Raw genomic sequence first — 2,325 nt, forward strand, 5'->3', positions numbered from 1 at the left:
CTCTGGGGCAGAGTTGGCGACGTTGCGACCCTTGGTCAACGCCTCCGACGTGACCGGCCCTTTCCGGTCATTGAGCACGCCCTGCCTCCGCTAAGATGCGGCCAGTCATTCCTGACGTTCGCTGAAACTGCAAAATCCGGTGATGGCCGATCCCACAGTGCGCGGACGGAGCAGTTGCTGAAATAGGTCGGCTTCCGGAGAGCTCCGGCATGGTGATACTTGAATGGGACTTCGGCGTATGCCAGCCTTTCGAAAACGAATGAAAAACGCCATGAGTGTATGCTGCGATAGCCTCACGGTAATAGGTTCATGGAAAATTATAAGGTGACATGTGGTTGAGTTTGGCTATTTTCCTGACGACCTAAGTATCAATGCTGGACAGGTTGGGGATGTCCCGGTTGATGTTGAACTTTGACTGAAGGGTGGCGTTGCTTTCCCTGAGCCGTAGGCTCGGGGTGTTCAAACCGAGAGGAAAGCAACACCATGAAGAAGACTACGACATCGCAGCTGGCCGTGACCAGCCAGAATGATCTGCGCGGCGCTGTTGCCGGTGCTTGGGAGGCAGTTGGACAGAGCTTTGACCAGTTCTGCCTGCTGGCCGGGGTTTCCGCGCTCAGCGAGATGCTGGAAAGCGACGCATCGGAACTGGCCGGCGAGGCACATGCGCGCAATGCCGATAAACCTGGTCACCGCTGGGGCACGACCCGAGGTCGCCTGGGGTTCCAAGGCGGCAAGGTTGAGTTGGAGCGACCCCGCGTGCGCTCGAAGGCCACGGGGAAGGAGATGCCGCTGCCAAGTTGGCAGGAGGCCGCCGAGGCCGGCTGGCTGGACGAATGGGCGATGAACCTGATGCTGATAAATGTGGCGACACGCAAGTTTGGGCGCGCCGTTCGTTTGCCCGAAGCAGGTGTGCCCTCGCAGGACGGTTCAGGCCTGTCGAAATCGGCGATCTCGCGACGTTTCAAGGCGCTGACCGAAGCGCGTATGGGCGAGTGGATGGCCTCGGACCTGTCACATCTCGATCTTTTGGTGATCCAGATCGATGGCCTGCACATGACCGACAAGTTGTTGATGATCGGCGCTGTTGGCATTGATATTGAAGGGCATAAGCACCCGCTCGGCGTGGTCGAGGGCGCCACAGAAAACGCCGCCACCGTGCAAGCGCTTCTGGATAACCTGATTGAGCGCGGGCTTGATCCGGAGGTCTGCCGGCTGTTCATTGTCGATGGAGCCAAGGCCTTGAGTAAGGCGATCCGCAGGACATTCGGCGCGGACATTCCGATCCAGCGCTGCCAGGTTCACAAGGCGCGCAATATCGCCGAGCGGATCGACCCGAAGCATCACGCTGCGGTCCGTCACGCGCTGAAACAGGCCTGGAAACTCGATGACGCGGACAAGGCGGAACGTCTTCTACGCAATGTGGCGCGGCGTCTTGAGCAGGAAGCTCCTGGCATCAGCCGAACGATCCTGGAAGGGTTAGACGAGATCCTGACCGTGATCCGCCTCGGCGTCCCTGCGGAATTGCGCCGGTCTTTAGCTTCGACGAATATCATCGAGTCGATGAATGCGGTGATCCGTCAGGTCTGTCGAAATGTGAAGCGCTGGCGCGATGCCCAGATGGCGCTACGCTGGACCGCCGCCGGAATGCTCGAAGCCGGAAAGGGCTTTCGCCGGCTCAAAGCCTACAAGCAGTTGCCCGACTTGAAGGCCGCGTTGGAAAAGCACCGCGACCCACAAAATAAGGCGCCGGTTGACCCGTTGGCTCAGGCCGCATAACCATGAAATCCGCAGCGTCGCCCCGAAACGCTTTTCAACATCGTTCGGGACATTCCCGCTGAAAGACGCAATGCGCGAAAAGGGCTTGGAACCTCAAACCACTGCTCGCGCACCTCTGCGCTCAAAACTGCTGAGCAAAGCAGACAGAATGTTGGCTGAGTTGGACAGTTACAGCACTGAAGCAGAGCTGGACGGCAATGGCGTCAAGTTCTGGTGGAGCGAAAAGAGCGTCAACGGACAGCGCAGACTGGTGATGCGTGATGGTGGCAAAGTCGTTGATGGCTCAGTTACCTATGTGGAAAACACAGTTGACGCTGTGCGTGAAGGCATCGCTGCAATGCGTGACATCATCGCCAACAGCACTGCTGAACAGTGGGCTGAAGCTGAGGCTGCACGTCGCAAGCAGTGAAACAAAATTCACTGTGAGCTGTGCACAGTGCGTTCAGCTCACAGTCACACTGTGTGAACAATTCTCTCATCAACGCTGCTGAGCACGACGCTGGTGTGCTGTAGTAGTGGTGTCACACACCGCGTGTCGTACACGCACAG

3 protein-coding genes are annotated in these 2,325 nt (G+C 58.2%); all 3 read left to right on the forward strand.

The features are described from left to right. On the forward strand, positions 1-186 hold a 186-nt coding region (locus VJ956_RS10055; protein WP_324084381.1), incomplete at its 5' end, for a hypothetical protein. Between the two features lie 297 nt (positions 187-483). After that, positions 484-1,776 (forward strand): IS256 family transposase, encoded by a 1,293-nt coding sequence (locus VJ956_RS10060; RefSeq protein WP_324084384.1) that lies wholly within the window; start codon positions 484-486, stop codon positions 1,774-1,776. Further along, the gene (locus VJ956_RS10065) at positions 1,751-2,185 is read left to right on the forward strand and encodes a hypothetical protein (RefSeq protein WP_324084386.1); all 435 of its coding nucleotides are present in this window, start codon (positions 1,751-1,753) and stop codon (positions 2,183-2,185) included. The genes VJ956_RS10060 and VJ956_RS10065 overlap by 26 nt, the downstream gene beginning before the upstream one ends. Positions 2,186-2,325: the final 140 nt, after the last annotated feature.

Origin of the sequence: Marinobacter sp., from assembly GCF_035268745.1 — a bacterium.
In the GTDB taxonomy this organism is placed as follows: Bacteria; Pseudomonadota; Gammaproteobacteria; order Pseudomonadales; family Oleiphilaceae; genus Marinobacter.

Bases quoted from the DNA above. Each gene is read 5' to 3' on its own strand.
- VJ956_RS10060 (WP_324084384.1), top strand. From the start codon at position 484: ATGAAGAAGACTACGACATCGCAGCTGGCCGTGACCAGCCAGAATGAT.